The 15,741-nt window shown below is 53.6% G+C and carries 17 protein-coding genes; 5 read left to right on the top strand and 12 right to left on the bottom strand.

Annotated features, from left to right (window positions below; genetic code table 11):
* Positions 1–6: 6 nt before the first annotated feature.
* The 4 genes from H7A79_RS02455 (at position 7) to H7A79_RS02440 (ending at position 4,244) form a co-directional block, all read left to right on the top strand.
* Positions 7–672 (top strand): DUF3108 domain-containing protein, encoded by a 666-nt coding sequence (locus H7A79_RS02455; protein ID WP_187000949.1) that lies wholly within the window; start codon positions 7–9, stop codon positions 670–672.
* Positions 673–790: 118 nt separating this feature from the next.
* On the top strand, positions 791–1,891 hold the full coding sequence (gene mnmA / locus H7A79_RS02450; RefSeq protein WP_187000948.1) for a tRNA 2-thiouridine(34) synthase MnmA: 1,101 nt from the start codon (positions 791–793) through the stop codon (positions 1,889–1,891).
* Positions 1,892–2,168: 277 nt separating this feature from the next.
* Positions 2,169–3,842, top strand: coding sequence for an AMP-binding protein (locus H7A79_RS02445; RefSeq protein WP_187000947.1), 1,674 nt, complete (start codon positions 2,169–2,171; stop codon positions 3,840–3,842).
* A 123-nt stretch (positions 3,843–3,965) separates the two neighbouring features.
* Positions 3,966–4,244: a hypothetical protein gene (locus tag H7A79_RS02440; protein ID WP_135035259.1), complete on the top strand. Its 279-nt coding sequence runs from the start codon at positions 3,966–3,968 to the stop codon at positions 4,242–4,244.
* 340 nt (positions 4,245–4,584) lie between these two features.
* Here the strand turns inward: H7A79_RS02440 and tatC are convergent, their stop codons facing one another.
* From tatC to H7A79_RS02395, 9 genes are all read right to left on the bottom strand, one after another.
* Positions 4,585–5,343: a twin-arginine translocase subunit TatC gene (gene tatC / locus H7A79_RS02435; protein ID WP_135035256.1), complete on the bottom strand. Its 759-nt coding sequence runs from the start codon at positions 5,341–5,343 to the stop codon at positions 4,585–4,587.
* Between the two features lie 7 nt (positions 5,344–5,350).
* Positions 5,351–5,890, bottom strand: coding sequence for a Sec-independent protein translocase protein TatB (tatB, locus tag H7A79_RS02430; RefSeq protein ID WP_187000946.1), 540 nt, complete (start codon positions 5,888–5,890; stop codon positions 5,351–5,353).
* A 3-nt stretch (positions 5,891–5,893) separates the two neighbouring features.
* Entirely contained in the window at positions 5,894–6,097 is a 204-nt protein-coding gene (gene tatA / locus H7A79_RS02425; RefSeq protein ID WP_135035250.1) for a Sec-independent protein translocase subunit TatA, read from the bottom strand.
* A 136-nt stretch (positions 6,098–6,233) separates the two neighbouring features.
* On the bottom strand, positions 6,234–6,557 hold the full coding sequence (locus tag H7A79_RS02420; protein WP_135035247.1) for a histidine triad nucleotide-binding protein: 324 nt from the start codon (positions 6,555–6,557) through the stop codon (positions 6,234–6,236).
* Between the two features lie 131 nt (positions 6,558–6,688).
* Positions 6,689–7,144 (bottom strand): hypothetical protein, encoded by a 456-nt coding sequence (locus H7A79_RS02415; RefSeq protein ID WP_187000945.1) that lies wholly within the window; start codon positions 7,142–7,144, stop codon positions 6,689–6,691.
* A gap of 77 nt (positions 7,145–7,221) precedes the next feature.
* A complete protein-coding gene (locus H7A79_RS02410; RefSeq protein ID WP_135035244.1) occupies positions 7,222–7,545 on the bottom strand; it encodes a phosphoribosyl-ATP diphosphatase in 324 nt (107 codons plus the stop codon).
* Positions 7,546–7,998: 453 nt separating this feature from the next.
* Positions 7,999–8,397 carry a phosphoribosyl-AMP cyclohydrolase gene (gene hisI, locus H7A79_RS02405; RefSeq protein WP_187000944.1) on the bottom strand — a complete coding sequence of 133 codons (399 nt, stop codon included), beginning with the start codon at positions 8,395–8,397 and terminating at the stop codon, positions 7,999–8,001.
* A gap of 116 nt (positions 8,398–8,513) precedes the next feature.
* A complete protein-coding gene (locus H7A79_RS02400) occupies positions 8,514–10,085 on the bottom strand; it encodes an AbgT family transporter (RefSeq protein ID WP_187000943.1) in 1,572 nt (523 codons plus the stop codon).
* Positions 10,086–10,577: 492 nt separating this feature from the next.
* Complete coding sequence (locus H7A79_RS02395; protein ID WP_135035235.1) at positions 10,578–11,600, bottom strand: ABC transporter permease; 1,023 nt, start codon at positions 11,598–11,600, stop codon at positions 10,578–10,580.
* A 558-nt stretch (positions 11,601–12,158) separates the two neighbouring features.
* Between H7A79_RS02395 and H7A79_RS02390 the strand changes: the two genes are divergently transcribed.
* A complete protein-coding gene (locus tag H7A79_RS02390; RefSeq protein ID WP_187000942.1) occupies positions 12,159–12,818 on the top strand; it encodes a YceI family protein in 660 nt (219 codons plus the stop codon).
* A gap of 208 nt (positions 12,819–13,026) precedes the next feature.
* On the opposite strand, the gene H7A79_RS02385 is transcribed toward H7A79_RS02390, so the two are convergent.
* The 3 genes from H7A79_RS02385 to amgK form a co-directional block, all read right to left on the bottom strand.
* Positions 13,027–14,076, bottom strand: a complete 1,050-nt coding sequence (locus H7A79_RS02385) for an ABC transporter permease subunit (protein WP_187001596.1) — start codon at positions 14,074–14,076, stop codon at positions 13,027–13,029.
* 136 nt (positions 14,077–14,212) lie between these two features.
* On the bottom strand, positions 14,213–14,497 hold the full coding sequence (locus tag H7A79_RS02380) for a hypothetical protein (RefSeq protein ID WP_187000941.1): 285 nt from the start codon (positions 14,495–14,497) through the stop codon (positions 14,213–14,215).
* A gap of 228 nt (positions 14,498–14,725) precedes the next feature.
* Positions 14,726–15,730 carry an N-acetylmuramate/N-acetylglucosamine kinase AmgK gene (gene amgK, locus H7A79_RS02375; RefSeq protein WP_187000940.1) on the bottom strand — a complete coding sequence of 335 codons (1,005 nt, stop codon included), beginning with the start codon at positions 15,728–15,730 and terminating at the stop codon, positions 14,726–14,728.
* Positions 15,731–15,741: the final 11 nt, after the last annotated feature.

Below are 15,741 nucleotides of genomic sequence, written 5' to 3'. Positions count from 1 at the left end.
AACCTTATGAAAAAATCCGGCATAACCGTATTGGCCCTCGCATTGGCCGCCCACACACAGGCCGCCCCGCTGCCGCAGTCGGCCGAATTGCAGTATTCGGGCAGCTACGGCATCCCCACCACCATGACCTTCACCCGCAGCGGCAACCGCTACAAAGTGGTGTCAAACATCAAAGTGCCGCTCTACAGCATACGCTTCGAATCGGGCGGCACCATTTCGGGCGCGCGCCTGATTCCGTCTTACTATAAAGACGTGCGCGGCGGAAAAACCTATGCCGAAGCCAAATTCGGCGGCGGCAAAGTCAGCTACGGCAAAGCGGGCGAACAAAAAACCGAAGCCGTTTCAGGCCCCGTCATGGATCTGTTCACCCTTGCCTGGCAGCTTGCCGCCGGCAACGGCAAACTGCCCGCCGGCCTCACCATTACCAACGGCAAAAAAATCTACCCTGTCGGCGGCCTCAACCATGCCGGCAGCGGCAGATATAAAATCGGCAACGGCACCACCGCCATCAACAAATACCGCCTCAAGCGCGGCGACAGCATCATCAACTATGCCTTCGCCCCCGAACTGGGCAACGTTCCCGCCCAAATCAGCTACACCGACGACGGCAAAACCTACGACCTGCAATTAACGCGCATCAAAATCAACGGCAAAGAAGTGCGCCCGCAATAATCCCGCCGCCGCAGGCCGTCTGAACAGGTTTTCAGACGGCCTTATCCTTTCCGCCCTTTCCTTAAAAATGCTAAAATCAACATTTTTGCAACCCCTGCACCACCCAATATTCCGCGCCATGCACACCAACCTCCCCGCAAACATCACGGTCGGCCTGTCCGGCGGCGTTGATTCCTCCGTAACCGCCGCCCTGCTCAAACAGCAGGGGCATCATGTGCGCGGCGTGTTTATGCAAAACTGGGAAGACGATGACAACGATGAATATTGCAGCATCAAGCAGGATTCGCTCGATGCCGTTGCCGTTGCCGACATTCTCAATATCGACATCGACATCATCAATTTTGCCGCCCAATACAAAAACAACGTATTTACCTATTTTCTAAAAGAATATTCCGCCGGCCGCACCCCCAACCCCGATGTATTGTGCAACGCCGAAATCAAATTCAAATGCTTTCTTGACTATGCCGTCAATCAAGGTGCCGATGCCGTTGCCACCGGTCACTACGCCCGCAAAGAAGTACGCAACGGCATACACCGCCTGCTCAAAGGGCGGGATGCCGGCAAAGACCAAAGCTATTTTCTCTACCGCCTGCAACCGCACCAGCTCGAGCGCGCCATTTTCCCGCTCGGCGGTTTGGAAAAAACCCAAGTGCGCCGGCTGGCCGCCGAAGCCGGGCTGCCCACAGCCGCCAAAAAAGACAGTACCGGCATCTGCTTTATCGGTGAGCGGCCGTTCCGCGAATTTTTGCAGCAATACCTGCCCACCGACAACGGCGACATGGTTACCCCCGAGGGCAAAAAAGTGGGCAGGCACATGGGCCTGATGTTTTACACCATCGGCCAGCGCAAAGGCCTGGGCATAGGCGGCGCGGGCGAACCGTGGTTTGCAGCCGGCAAAGATTTAACAAGCAACACACTGATTGTCGTGCAAGGCCGCGACCACCCGCTCTTATACAGCAGCAGCCTGACCATCAGCGACCTGAGCTGGACCCTGCCCGAAAGGCCGTCTGAAGGCCGCTACACCTGCAAAATCCGCTACCGTATGGCCGATGCCCCATGCGAATTGCGCTATATCGGCAGCGGAACCGCCGAATTATGGTTTGACGAACCCCAGTGGGCAGCCACCCCCGGCCAGTCTGCCGTGTTGTACGATGGCGACATCTGCTTGGGCGGCGGCATCATCACCGCTACCGACAAACCCGTTATCATCACCGGATAACCGGCCGTCTGAACACAGAAACCGCTCCGCCCTTTCAGACGGCACGATAGCAATGAAACCCACTTCATTACTGTTGCAAAGCGGCAAACCGCAAACCATACCGGCACGGCGCGGAACCAACCGTGCCGCCACACAACCCAAGCCGTCTGAAACATTTTCAGACGGCCGATAGAAAGCGAAACCCGTTTCGTTTCCGCGATAAGGCGGCAAACCGCAAACCGGCAGGCAATGCCGTAACGGAAACGTGCGGATTCACGATAATAATAGGAAACACGTCATGGAAAAAATCTGGCTCCAAAGCTACGAAGCCGGCATCAATGCCGAAATCGACCCCCTGCGCTACCAATCGATTGTGCAGGTTTTTCAGGAAACCGTGCAGAAACACGGCCGCCGCTCCGCCTTCCAAAACCTCGGCAAAACCATCACTTATGCCGAAACCGCCAAACTTGTCGACCACTTCGCCTCATTTCTGCAAAACACCCTCAAACTGCCGCGCGGCGAACGGGTAGCGATTATGATGCCCAACCTGCTGCAATACCCCGTTGCCCTTTTCGGCGCCCTTCAGGCCGGCCTCACGGTAGTAAACACCAACCCGCTCTACACCCCGCGCGAGCTCGAACACCAGCTCAACGACAGCGGTGCCACCACCATCATCGTGCTGGAAAACTTCGCCAACACGCTCGAGCTGGTGCTGCCGCGCACCCGAATCAAAAACGTTATCGTTGCCACCGTTGGCGATATGTTTGGTTTCTTCAAAGGAAACCTGATTAACTTCGTGCTGCACAAAATCAAAAAAATGGTGCCCGAACACCGCATCGCCAACACCATTGCTTTTCAGACGGCCTTGAAACAAGGCGCATCGCAACCCTTCACCCCCGTTGAAATCGCCCGCAACGACACCGCCTTCCTGCAATACACCGGCGGCACCACCGGCGTGGCCAAAGGCGCCGTCCTCACCCACGGCAACATCTGCGCCAATATGCAGCAGGCCGCCGAATGGATTAAAAACAAACTCACCCCCGGCGAAGAAGTGGTGATTGCCGCGCTGCCGCTCTACCATATTTTCGCCCTCACTGTAAATCTGATGATTTTCACCCAAGCCGCCGCCAAAATCATGCTGATTACCAACCCGCGCGACATGAAATCCTTTATCGGCGACATGAAAAAAGAAAAAATCAGCGTATTTATCGGCGTAAACACCCTGTTTAACGCCCTGGTAAACCGCCCCGAGTTCGCCGAAATCGATTTTTCCGCCCTCAAGCTCACGCTCGGCGGCGGCATGGCCACCCAGAAAGCCGTGGCCGAAAAATGGAAAAACATCACCGGCACCCCCATTGTCGAAGCCTACGGCCTCACCGAAGCCAGCCCCGGCGTGTGCTGCAACCCACTGAACATTTCCGCCTACAGCGGCGGCATCGGCCTTCCCGTGCCTTCTACCGAAGTCGAACTGCGCGATGCCGATGGTAAAGAAGTGCCGATCGGGCAGCCCGGCGAAATATGGATACGCGGCCCGCAAGTGATGAAAGGCTATTGGAACCGCCCCGAAGAAACCGCCAAAACCATTGACGAGCGCGGCTTTCTCGAAACCGGCGACATCGCCGTAATGGACGAAAAAGGCTGGTTCAAACTGGTTGACCGCAAAAAAGATTTGATTGTAGTTTCCGGCTTCAACGTTTACCCCAACGAAATCGAAGAAGTGGTGGCACACCACAACAAAGTACTCGAAACGGCCTGCATCGGCGTATCCAGCGAAAAAACCGGCGAAGCACTGAAACTGTTTGTGGTGAAAAAAGACCCCTCCCTCACCGCTGAAGAGCTGATTGCCTTCTGCCGCACCGAACTGACCGCCTATAAAGTGCCCAAAGACATCGAATTCCGCGATGAACTGCCCAAATCCAATGTAGGCAAAATCCTACGCCGCCAACTGCGCAGCGAAGCCCAAAAAACCTGAAACCTATAACCGTGCATAGCAGATTCAAACAAAACAGCCGCCGCAGACAACACAGGCAGCCCAAGGCAAACCGAGGCCGCATCGATTTGAACTTTATCCGCCCAAACCCGATAAAACTTCAACTTGAGCGATGCCGTCATACTCAAATCAAACCCAGATATGGCGCATAAATATATTGAAATATTAAATATATTGAAATATAAAGATATTGAAATAATGAAAAAACAAACAAGCCGTCTGCCAAACTTTCAAACGGCCTTGAAGTATTCTTCAAAATATCCGCTGTATTACAAGACAAAGATGCGCGTGTCAGGCACGGGAAGGCTCGAAAATCAAAATACCGCACAGGATTCAACGCAGTCAGGCCGTCTGAACATTTTCAGACGGCCTTTTCATTCATAACGACAAAGAGTTTTACCGTGCACCCAAACCGCCACTGCATTGGAGGCAGAAGCCTATTTTACCGCCCCGGCCATTTTTGTAGAGAGAAGGGTCAATGAAGATGCCGGCGGATTTATCTACCAATACTTCCCCAAACAAACGGATTCGCACAATACCAACCATTGGAAGATACGCAGGGTTAGGATGGGGTTTGAGTGAGATTCAGATGTGCCGGACCAGCAAAGAAAAACACTTGGCTGAGAAATGCCAAGTGTTTTATTCTTAAACTAGATCTAATCTCTAATGAATATTTCAATTGAAATGAAAATTTAAGGGCGCTGAAGCCTCTGAATAAAATATATTAACCTACATTATTTTCCTTCTTCCACCCCAACGGCACAGGCTTTATAAAACGGCAGAGCCACAGGCCTGCTTCATAAAGCAGAATCAGCGGCACCGCCAGCAGTACTTGTGAAATCACATCAGGCGGCGTAATCACGGCGGCTACCACAAACGCTCCGACAATCACATACGGGCGCGCGGCCTGCAATTGCGCAACCGGCACGATTCCCATACGGTTGAGCAAAACCACCACAACCGGCACTTCAAATGTGGCGCCGAATGCCACAAACATTCCCAACACAAAAGAAAGATATTTGTCGATATCGGTGGCCATGCTCACGCCCAGCGGCGTTACGCCCGCCAGAAACTTGAACACCACCGGAAACACCAGAAAATAGGCAAACGCCATGCCGCCGAAAAACAATACCACGCTGGACAACACCAACGGCAGCACCAGCCGCTTTTCGTTTCGGTAAAGCGCAGGCGCCACAAACGCCCACACCTGATAAAGCGTGTGCGGCAGCGTCAGCAGAAACGCTGCCATCAGCGTTACTTTCACCGGCACGAAAAACGGTGCAACCACATCGGTGGCAATCATACTGGTATTCGCCGGCAGCGTGGCCATCAGCGGTTGTGCCACAAAGGTATAGAGTTTCTGCGCAAACGGCATCAGGCCGAAAAAGCACAGCAGCATGATTGCGGCAATCCACATCATGCGGCGGCGCAGCTCGATCAGATGCTCGATCAGCGGCTGGGTAGGTTGTTCGATTTCAGACACCGTTCGCTCACTTTTTGCGTACACGCAACTGCGGTTTGGGGCGGTGGCGTGGGCGCATATCGCGTTTGCGCCGCATCGCCTGCTTATGTAGAGAGGCCGTCTGAAAGCCGCCGGTGGGCGGTTTTTTTTCAGACGGCCTCAGATAAGCTTTCCAAGCTGCATCTTGCTCCGTTTCAGTTGAATCCGCACCGGCCGGCCGGCCGTATTCGTCCACACCGAAATCGGCAGGCGTGTGCTGCTCGGGCACGCGCTCCCACGGTTTGAGGCCGCTCGAAATCGCATTCAGGCTGTTTTGCGCGCTTTCACCTACGCTGCCGATTTCGGTGCGGAAGCTTTCTGCGGCCGTTTCGAATTCCTGCTTGGCTTTGCGCAGCTCTTCCATTTCCACCTGCGCGCTCAATTCCTGCTTCACGCTGCCCACCATGCGCTGCACACGGCCAAACAGGCTGCCTGCCATGCGCGCAGCCTTCGGCAGCCGCTCGGGGCCGAGCACCACCAACGCCACCGCGCCGATCAGTAAAAGCTCGCTAAAGCCGAAATCAAACATGGTTTAGGCCGATTTGTCGTCTTTTTGATGTTCGATTACATCGTCTTTTTTGGCTTGGCCGGCTTCGTTGCCTTCGTTCAGACCCTGTTTGAAATCATGCACCGCGCCGCCCAAATCTTTGCCGACATTGCGCAGTTTTTTGGTGCCGAACACCAAAACCACAATCACCAGTACAATCACCCAGTGCCAAATAGAAAAGCTGCCCATTTTTTAATCCTTCAATCGCAATAGTTTGATAATGTTTCAGACGGCCCAAACGGTTTCAGACGGCCTATGGCGGATTAACGCTTTCCCGACACAGGCGCCGCAATGCCGTATCCGAAGGCCGGTTTGCGGTAACGCTTTACACAGGCCGCCCCAAAATATGGATATGCAGGTGGAACACTTCCTGCCCGCCGCCTTTGCCTGTGTTGATTTGGGTTTTGAAGCCGCCGGCCAAACCTGCTGCTTCGGCAATTTTCGGCACTTTCATCATCATTTTACCCAGCAGCGGCTCATGCTCGGGCTGGGCGTGTGCCAGCGAATCGAAATGCTCTTTCGGAACCAGCAGCAAATGCACGGGGGCGGCGGGGTTGATGTCTTTGAAGCACAGCATTTCGCCGTCTTCATACACCACCGTTGCGGGGATTTCTTTGGTGGCGATTTTGCAGAAAATACAGTCTGTCATCGGGATACTCCGAATGATTTTTACAAAGGCTTGGAAGCCGTCTGAAAACAGGCTTTCAAACGGCCTGCCTCACAAGAACAAGAATTGTAATACAGTTCGACACACGGGGCTATTTTTATGGCGGCTTAAATTCAAACCGGTGCGGCACCGCCCCGGCCGGATTCAAAAAGCGCGGCCTTTGCAAAAATATTTTCAGGCCGTCTGAAAGGCTTGAATACCGTCATTTCCGCGCGGACGGGGATTCGGATAAAAATAATATTGGAGTATCGGTTAAACAAACAATGAGATGCCACACGTTCGGATTCCCGACTGTGCGGGGGGCTTGCGAAGCCGGCGGCAGATAAACGGCCGCTTGAAACAGACGGCTTTCCCATAAGGAAAAATATAAAATCTATAGAACTTCCAACCGCCCGCAAACTGCCAGGCTTCTCGGTCGTGGAAGCGGCGGAACACATCGGCGGCGTTGCAGGGCAGCGTTGGCAGTATTTTGGAATCGGCAAACGGGATATAAACTTCTTATGATATTTTTTGAATGTTGCGAAGGCCTGGAAAAATGATTCTGTATGCTGCCGAAGCGGCGGCAGCATCGGTTTTGTATGATTTTTACTGTTTGTGGCCGGCGGCCTTGTTTCATTTGAATTTCAACCGCCGCCGCCCTGCCGTTTCAGTTTTCCTGCCGTGCCGCTTTTTCCGCCAGCCCCGACAGCCCTTGCCGGCGCGCAAGCTCTTTTATCACATCTTCCACCCGCAGCCCGTGGTGCGCCAGGAGCACTTGCGTGTGAAACCATAAATCGGCCACTTCATACACCAAATGCCCGCCGCCGCCATCTTTCGAGGCCATCAGCACTTCGCCGGCCTCTTCAATCACTTTTTTCAGGATTTTGTCTTCTCCTTTGTGCAAAAGCCCGGCAACATAAGAGGTGTCGGGGTTCTGCCCCTTGCGGGAGTCAATCACGTTTTGGATTTCCGCCAAAATATCTGAAGTCATAATCTAATCTTTCATCACTTTCTGTTATCACGCCCGACTGTTGCTGTACTTGGCGGTTGCTTATCATTGATGCTGAACTGAACCGGCAGTCTGTATTGCCTATTCTTGCCCTAGGTTGGGAATGTTCCCGCCCATGCTGTCTTTCCGGCTGCCTCGTCCAACCCGCGTTGTCCGCCCGATTCTGCAACTTCCACTTCATTATTTCATTTCCGGCAAACCGTTACCAATCATACCGCCCTGCCTTGAAGGCCTTTTTCAAGGGCTGCGCCGGGATACTGGGAGAAGGATTTGCTCTCGCCTGCTTGCAGGCAGGCTGCTGCACAGCCGTCTGCATTACCGCTTCAGCCCCTGCCTGCCCCGCATACAAGCCTGCTGCCGACAGCAGGCAAAACAGGCAGACATACCGTTTCATTTCTGATACTTTAAAATAGTGAAAAATAAGAAAGGGGTGCCTTAATCTTTGGTCTGCCCGTAAATTTCCGTTTCGCTTTTCAGCACTGCATCCACCGTTTGCCACGCGCCGCCGCGCCACACGCGGTAAAAACAGCTTTCGCGGCCGGAGTGGCAGGCGATGCCGCCTGCCTGCCCGATTAACATCACCACCGCATCACCATCGCAGTCCAACCTCAACTCGTGAACTTTTTGCGTATGCCCCGATTCTTCGCCTTTCATCCACTGTTTTCGGCGCGAACGGCTGTAATAATGGGCATAGCCGGTTTCGGCTGTTTTTTGCAGGGCTTCGGCGTTCATCCACGCCACCATCAGCACGCGCAGGGTCTGCACGTCTTGCGCAATGGCGCACACCAAACCGTCTGCATCGAATTTCACGCCTTCCAACAATGTTTGCGGCATGATTTGTATTCCTTATCGATCGTTATGTTTCAAATGTTTAATCCGCACCGGCATGATAAGCAGTTCGGGCTTCAAACAAACCGTTTACAGCCCGAAATCCGATCGGCCCGGTATTTTTAAGGCTGGTAAAACAGCGCCGAACCCGGCCCGAGCGGCCAGCCGAGTATGAACACCCATACATAAAACAACAGGCTCCAGCCGGTAATGAACACCACAGTATAAGGCAGCATCAGCGAAACCAACGTGCCCACGCCCGTGTCTTTTTTATAACGTATGGCCACAGCCAGCACCAACCCGAAAAACGGCATCATCGGCGTGATGATGTTGGTTACCGAATCGCCGATGCGGTAGGCCGCCTGAATGGTTTCGGGCGCGTAACCTGCCAGCATCAGCATCGGCACAAAAATCGGTGCCGTAACCGCCCACTGCGCAGAAGCAGAAGCAATCATCAGGTTAATCAGGCAGCAGATCACGATAAAGCAGATCAGCAATATGCCGCCGGTGAAGCCGGTTTCTTTCAGAAATTCCGACCCTTTCACCGCCATAATCGGCCCGAGGTTGCTCCAGTTGAAATAGGCCACAAACTGCGACACAAAAAACATCAGCACCAGATAAAGCGCCATCGAACGCATAGAATCGACCATACCGCCCACTACTTCGGCGCTGCCCGACATCGTGCCGGCCACACGGCCGTATACCAATCCCGCCACAGCAAAAAACACGAAAATCAAAGCCACAATGCCCTGCAGAAAGGGAGAATTATCCAACCCGCCGGTTTGCGGATTGCGCAGCGGCGCGTTTTCCGGCACCACGGCCAACGCAGTCAGCGCGGCAAGCAGCAACACTGCCGCCAATGCCGCGCGCAAGCCTTTTTTCTCGGCCTCCGAAAGCTGCTCGATATTTATGCTTTCGCTGTTTGCGCCTGTTTCGGCAGGATCGTAAACGCCAAGCCTGGGCTCGATGAATTTATCGGTAACCCAAAAACCCAGCAATGAAATCAATACCGCGCTGGCCGCCATAAAATACCAGTTGGCATAAGCGCCCACCACATAATCCGGCGCAATCAGCTGCGCGGCCTGCTGGGTGATGCCCGACAGAATCGGATCAACGGTGCCGATCAGCAGGTTGGCGCTGTAGCCGCCCGACACGCCGGCAAAAGCGGCCGTGATGCCGGCCAGCGGGTGCCGTCCGAGCGAATAAAAAACCATGCCTGCCAAAGGAATAATCACCACATAGCCCAACTCGCTGGCGATGTTCGACATCACGCCGGCAAACACCACCGCCAGCGTAACCAGATGCAGCGGTGCTTTAAGCACAATCGTGCGCATTGCCGCCGCAATCAGGCCTGATTTTTCGGCAATGCCCACGCCCAGCAGCGCCACCAGTGCCGTGCCCAGCGGAGCAAAACCGGTGAAATTGGATACCAGATTGGAAATGATTTTAGCCAGCCCTTCGCCATTGAGCAGGCTGACCACCCTGATGATGCCGTCTGCCGAACGCCCTGCCGCTCCTTCCGGGCGCGGGTCGGCCGCACTCACATCGAAGTAGGCACCCGCTGCCGAAAACACCAGCAGTGCCGCAATAAAGGCGATAAACAAAATAACCGGGTGCGGCAGAATGTTGCCGAGCCATTCAACCGTGTTTAAAAAACGGTTTAAAGCGGTTTGTTTGCTGTGTTTGCGCGACATGGTTTTGCTCCTGAGCCTGTTTCGGCCTATTTTCCGACAACCGCCGTGAAAACGGAAATAACCGGGCATTATTTGGAAATAGCCGTGAAATATATGCCTTTTTCGAAAAGCCGGGCAAGCCGGTGTTTTGCTGCACATACTGTTTGTGCCGTTATACGCTGGATTGGTTCCGGCACCGGGCTGCACGCTGCAACGGCAGCGGAGCCGTTCGCAATAAGGCTGCCGGAAGGTTACGGGCGTTTCGGGCGGGGCTGCCGCTGCGCTGCCCCATGCAGAAAAAACAGAATCAGGCAGTCGGCAACATCAGTTTTTGATCGCCTAAACAATCAACCCCGAGCCGCTGAGGCCGTCTGAAACGCAGCCGTGCCGTTTGCAGTATATTCTGCCTCAAGCCGAATCGATTTGCCGCGTTTTTCGGCAACGTCAGCCCCGGCGGGCTTGCGCGCGCACAGCGTTTTAAACGGCAAAAGCCCCGCCGCCTTTCAGACGGCCTCAGCTTTCCGCCCGCACATCAAACGCGTGACGCAGCCCTTCGCCTATCATCACCAACAGCAGCAGCATCACCGTGAGCGCGCCCACGGCAGACAACCCTATCCACCACGCATCCAAGTTGTCTTTGCCCTGCGCAAGCAATTCGCCCAGGCTGGCCTGGGAATCCGGCACCCCCAAGCCTAAAAAATCCAAACCGGTGAGCGCCAACACCGCGCCGGAAATACGAAACGGCAGAAATGCCAACACGGGCGTGAGGCTGTTGGGCAGGATGTGCCGCCACATGATTCGGCCGTCTGAAACGCCCATACTTTTAGCCGCCGCCACATAATCGGCCTGACGGTTTTTCAGAAACTCAGCGCGCACATAATCCGAAAGCCCCATCCAGCCGAACAGCGACAGAATCACCAACAACACCAACAGGCCGGGGTTGAAAAAAGACGACAAAATAATCAGCAGGTAAAGCTCGGGCAGGCCGCCCCAAATTTCAAGAAAACGCTGCATCAGCAAATCGACCCGTCCGCCGAAATAGCCCTGCACCGCACCTGCCGCCACGCCGATAACGGTGGTGATGAAGGTTAGCGCGAGCGCAAACAGCAGCGAATCGCGAAAGCCGTATACCAACCTGGCCAGCACATCGCGGCCGCGGTCGTCTGTGCCGAGCCAATGATGTTCAGACGGCCGGGCCGGGTCGGGCTGCGTGTCGGCTCCGTTTAAGGTATCGGCATCATAGGGATTGGGCGGATACACGGCATAATTGCCGCCGGTGGTGATATTGCGGCGCACCAGCGGGTCAGAATAATCGGCCGGCGTGTCGAAATCGCCGCCAAACTCGGTTTCGTTATAGGTGTTGGCCAGCGGAAAATAATAGCGGCCGCTGTATTTCACCCATAAGGGCTTATCGTTGCTCCACACCGGCGCCAGCAGCGCCGCCGCAAACAGCACCGAGAGCAGCAGCAGCGCACGCCGGCCGCGCTTGTGCCGCCTGAATGCCCGCCATGCCTGCGATGAAAATATTTTCTGCATATCTTTTACCCAAAGGCCGTCTGAATCTTTCAAACACTACCACGCACAATCATACAATATACCGCCTCTGCAGACACGCCGAAGACCGCAGGTTTGGTTGTTATGAAAACGCCGTTTCCGAAAGGAAACCAGTTTCTGCAGAGCTAAAACTTATTTTATTTCGGTTCAGACGGCTTGGTTGAATATAAAACGCCCTGTTACCGGCATTCCCAACAGCCCGAAACGGGGTGTCGGGAACATTGCGCGGTTGGCCTTTCTTTGATATGCCGTTCATTGATATGCCGTTCATTTTTTTATTAACAGTCTGATATTAAAAATTTTTTTGACATCTCTGTTTTATCTTTATCAATTTTTTTCCAAAATCTGTAAGAAATTTTACATATCTCCATCTATTGTTTCGTGATTGAAAAAAATTCTTTCGGAATCTAAAACAGCTCCGTATGCCTGCCGACCATCTGAAATACCGGTCGGCGGGAGCAGCTGCTCTGAAGAATATTTTTGATGATGGCTTTATTTTTGAGTTTGATATTTTAGTCCAAATATAAGAAAGGTATGTTTATGTTTAAAAAAACACTTATTTTATCAACGTTTTTACTCACCCTCGCTGCCTGCTCCCCTTCCCAATCAAATAGCATGCAGGCCGGGCAGGCCGCCGCCGAATCGGCTGTTTCTTCGGTTCAGGAGCCGTCAGCATGGCATTCCTCCAGTGTCGATATCAGCTTCTTGAGCAGCAAAATCAACAAACAGCTCAACAGCATCACCGAGCAGTCGGGCTTTGGCGGCGCTCAGGCCACGCTGGGCAAAGAAGGGGATTTTAAAATGGATGTTGATTTGGGCAGCGTGAAAACGGGCATTGAAATCCGCGACCAACGCTTAAAAGACTGGGTTTTTGAAACCGCCCGGTTTGCCAAAGCAGAAATCAGCGCAAAAGTAGATGCAGAGGCCGTCAATAATTTGTCTGTAGGCGAAAGCGTTCATTTCAAACAGCCTTTAGTGTTGAATATCCACGGCAAACAAATCAACTTGGAAGCCGATTTGTCCGCCCAACGCGTCAGTGCCGATAAAATGATGGTGTACACCTTAAGCCCCGTTGTGTTAGACACCAAAAGTATGGATATGGCGGATGGTGTGGCAAAATTGGTTGAAGTGATGGGCTTGAGCTCTATTGTCGAGCAGATTCCGGTATCGCTTCATGCGGAGTTTGTGCGCCGACAATAAAACGGCCTGAAGCCGGTTGAGGCTTCCGAAGTTTTTTCATTTCCATCTCCTTAAATCTCCTTAAAAGGCCGTCTGAAACATCCTTCATTCAGACGGCCTCTTTTTCATTTGCCGGCAGGTTTTATGTTTCGATGTTTCAGCACACAAGGTATGCCGAACATATCGAAGAGATGCTGCCGGCCCAAACAGCCATTTGATTCTCCGTTAATTATTTCTGCCCACCAAAATGAATGCGCGGATCCACCCAGGAATATGAAATATCCGACAGCAGTTTGGCCAGCAGCCCCATCAGGGTGAACACATACAGCGTGCCCATCACCACCGGATAATCGCGCTTCATCACCGCTTCATAAGAAAGCAGCCCCAAGCCGTCAAGCGAAAACAGGGTTTCGATCAGCAGGCTGCCGGTAAAAAACGCGCCGATAAAAGCGGCGGGAAAGCCCGTAACCAGCGGAATCATGGCATTGCGCAACACGTGTTTCCACAAAATCTGCCGCTCGGGCAGGCCTTTGGCGCGGGCGGTGTAAACATATTGGCGGCGGATTTCTTCGAGAAACACGTTTTTGGTAAGCACCGTCATCACCGCCAGATTGCCGGCCACCGAAGCCGTTACCGGCAAGGCCATGTGCCAGAGGTAATCTTTGATTTTGGCTGCCGTGCCGAGCGTTTCCCAGTCGTCGCCCACCAAACCGCCCTGCGGAAACCAGGCAAAAAAGCTGCCGCCGCCAAACAGCACCAGCAGCACCAAACCCAAAACAAACGGCGGCACGGTATAGCCGATTAACACCACCGCGCCCGATACCGCGTCAAACCGCGAACCATCGTGCACGGCTTTGGCAATACCCAGCGGAATACAAATCAAATAAGTGAGAAAAAACGTCCACAAACCCAAGCTCATCGACACCGGCATCTTTTCTTTCACCAGCTCGAACACGGTTTGATGGTGGAAAAAACTCTCGCCCAAATCAAAACGCACAAAGCGGCCGACCATTTCGGCAAAGCGTGTAAGCGGCGGCTTGTCGAAACCGTATAAAGCATTGAGCGCGGCCATGTCTTCCGCGCTCAGGCGGTTGCCGTTTTTAAACATGCCGCCCGCTGCCGCCGCCGTTTCACCGCCCGCACCGGTTTGGGTGAGCTGCTCTACCATCTGCTCCACCGGCCCGCCCGGCACAAACTGGATAACGGCAAACGTTACCGCCAAAATGCCCAACAACGTGGGCACCAGCAGCAGCAAGCGTTGGAAAATATAACGCCACATCACACTTCTCTTGATATAACGGTTTGCAAATGCAGGCATCTTATCAAGATTGAGGCCGTCTGAAAACGGCAGGCCGCAGCGTTGGAATACGCTGCGGCCCGGTTCTGCAAATGGGCGCAATGAAACCCGAAAACCGTTATTTGCAGTTTACGCCCTGGATTTTCGGCGTGTCGCCATCGCCCACTTTAAATACGCACCGGGTGGCACTGCTGCCGGAAACGGTGAGGCTGCCGCCCGCCAAACTCAGGCTGACCGGCTCTTTCACCCCCATGCTTACGGCAGTGGCAGCGAGTTTCTGCACATTGTCTTGAGTGTAGGATGTGTTGTTGGAAGCCACTTTGATTTCTTTGGCTGCATAAACGTTGGCACTCAAAGCGAGCGCGGCAACGGCCGACAGGGCAAAGAATTTGGTTTGGTTCATGGAAGTTTTTCCTTTGATAATGGCGCGGCGTACGCGCCGGTGGGTGCAGAATAGGGGCAAAAGGCAGCGGTTGCAAGCGGCAGGGTGTTTTTTACGCTGCGCTGTTGTAATCCGGTGTGGGTTTGCAGTCAGTTTTAGCAATGCTGTGTTTGTTGTCCATCCAGCCTTTCAGACGGCCGTTCCGAATGCCCCGGCCGTCTGAAAAACAGTTTCGGAGCAGGCAGGGCGCTAGAAAGTAAAGCCCGTTTCCAACTCTTCATCGCCCACCAAATCCACCAGCAGCGCATACAGCGGCGCCAAATCGTGATAGCGGCGCGAGGTGCGGCGCAGATAATTTAAAAAGCGCGGGATTTCGGGGCGGTATTTGCCTTTGCCGTCGCGGTAATAGAGGCGCGCAAAAATGCCCGCCACTTTCAGATGGCGCTGCACGCCCATCCACTCAAACCAACGGTAAAATTCGTCAAACTGCTCCGGCACGGGCAGGCTGGCGGCACGTGCTTTTTCCCAATAGCGGATAACCAAATCCAACACAAACTCTTCTTCCCATTCGATAAAGGCATCGCGCAAGAGTGACACCAAATCATAGGAAACCGGGCCGTAAAGCGCGTCTTGAAAATCGAGCACGCCCGGGCGGCCTTCGGCCAGCATCAGGTTGCGGACGATATAGTCGCGGTGCACATACACCTGCGGCTGTGCCAACAGGGGCGGCAGCAGCGTTTCAACGGTTTGGTTCCACCATCCGCTCTGCTTGAAATTCAGGGTTTTGCCCAGCTCTTTGGCCACAAACCATTCGGGAAACAGGTTGATTTCGCGCAGCATCACTTCGCGGCTGTATTCGGGCAGTTGGCCGGGGCGGCTGTTTTTCTGCAAAACCACCAGCTCGTCAATGGCTTCAAGCAGCAGTGCTTTATCGGCCGGCTCATTATCCGCCTGCTGCATGGCGGCCAAAAAAGTGGTGTTGCCCAAATCGTTTAACACCATAAAACCAAGCGTTTCATCCACATGCAAAACCTGCGGCACATTTATCATATCGAATAATTTCTGCACTTTCAGATAAGGCGCCACACTCATTTTATCGGGCGGCGCATCCATGCAGACAACCGTGCCGCCGTCTGAAAAAGCAGCGCGGAAATAACGCCGGAAATCTGCATCGGCGGCGGCAAAACTCAATTCAAAAGCCCGGTTCGGATAAACCTTTTCCAGCCAGTTTTTCAGTTCGGTTTGTCGTTGCATGATGGTTTTTT

Origin of the sequence: Neisseria musculi (assembly GCF_014297595.2) — a bacterium.
GTDB classification, from domain to species: Bacteria; Pseudomonadota; Gammaproteobacteria; order Burkholderiales; family Neisseriaceae; genus Neisseria; species Neisseria musculi.
This window is presented reverse-complemented; position numbering and strand designations above follow the sequence as displayed.

What these genes read in the sequence shown, in the direction of transcription:
- H7A79_RS02380 (WP_187000941.1), bottom strand. Translation starts at nt 14,497, where the DNA reads ATGAACCAAACCAAATTCTTTGCCCTGTCGGCCGTTGCCGCGCTCGCT.
- H7A79_RS02420 (WP_135035247.1), bottom strand. Translation starts at nt 6,557, where the DNA reads ATGACAGACTGTATTTTCTGCAAAATCGCCACCAAAGAAATCCCCGCA.
- mnmA (WP_187000948.1), top strand. Translation starts at nt 791, where the DNA reads ATGCACACCAACCTCCCCGCAAACATCACGGTCGGCCTGTCCGGCGGC.
- H7A79_RS02445 (WP_187000947.1), top strand. Translation starts at nt 2,169, where the DNA reads ATGGAAAAAATCTGGCTCCAAAGCTACGAAGCCGGCATCAATGCCGAA.
- H7A79_RS02415 (WP_187000945.1), bottom strand. Translation starts at nt 7,144, where the DNA reads ATGCTGCCGCCGCTTCGGCAGCATACAGAATCATTTTTCCAGGCCTTC.
- H7A79_RS02410 (WP_135035244.1), bottom strand. Translation starts at nt 7,545, where the DNA reads ATGACTTCAGATATTTTGGCGGAAATCCAAAACGTGATTGACTCCCGC.
- H7A79_RS02390 (WP_187000942.1), top strand. Translation starts at nt 12,159, where the DNA reads ATGTTTAAAAAAACACTTATTTTATCAACGTTTTTACTCACCCTCGCT.
- H7A79_RS02385 (WP_187001596.1), bottom strand. Translation starts at nt 14,076, where the DNA reads ATGTGGCGTTATATTTTCCAACGCTTGCTGCTGCTGGTGCCCACGTTG.
- tatB (WP_187000946.1), bottom strand. Translation starts at nt 5,890, where the DNA reads ATGTTTGATTTCGGCTTTAGCGAGCTTTTACTGATCGGCGCGGTGGCG.
- H7A79_RS02395 (WP_135035235.1), bottom strand. Translation starts at nt 11,600, where the DNA reads ATGCAGAAAATATTTTCATCGCAGGCATGGCGGGCATTCAGGCGGCAC.
- hisI (WP_187000944.1), bottom strand. Translation starts at nt 8,397, where the DNA reads ATGCCGCAAACATTGTTGGAAGGCGTGAAATTCGATGCAGACGGTTTG.
- amgK (WP_187000940.1), bottom strand. Translation starts at nt 15,730, where the DNA reads ATGCAACGACAAACCGAACTGAAAAACTGGCTGGAAAAGGTTTATCCG.
- H7A79_RS02400 (WP_187000943.1), bottom strand. Translation starts at nt 10,085, where the DNA reads ATGTCGCGCAAACACAGCAAACAAACCGCTTTAAACCGTTTTTTAAAC.
- H7A79_RS02455 (WP_187000949.1), top strand. Translation starts at nt 7, where the DNA reads ATGAAAAAATCCGGCATAACCGTATTGGCCCTCGCATTGGCCGCCCAC.
- tatA (WP_135035250.1), bottom strand. Translation starts at nt 6,097, where the DNA reads ATGGGCAGCTTTTCTATTTGGCACTGGGTGATTGTACTGGTGATTGTG.